Source organism: Thermus sp. KWY1 (genome assembly GCF_057547025.1).
Genome location: NZ_BAAJPG010000051.1, coordinates 1 through 210, shown reverse-complemented (window position 1 = coordinate 210; position 210 = coordinate 1). Strand labels below are relative to the sequence as shown.

The 210-nt window shown below is 65.7% G+C and carries 1 pseudogene; it reads right to left on the bottom strand.

Features of this window, described 5'->3' with window-relative positions:
* Positions 1-13 precede the first annotated feature (13 nt).
* A pseudogene (locus AC27GT_RS12690) lies at positions 14-210 on the bottom strand (transposase); the annotation flags it as partial.

Below are 210 nucleotides of genomic sequence, written 5' to 3'. Positions count from 1 at the left end.
GCAGACTTGACCGCTATGCCGCATAGAGCCCCAGGAAGCGCAGGGCGGAGAGGGGGTTGAAGGAGAAGGCCTCCAAGGCCGCCTTCTTCTCCCTGACCCCTTGGCGGTGAAGCATGGAGACCAGAAAGGCCCGGAGGGCCGCCAAGACCTGTGCCCCCACCCCCCGCACCTGGCAGGCATCCTCGTGGAGGAGAACGTCCCGTACCCAAA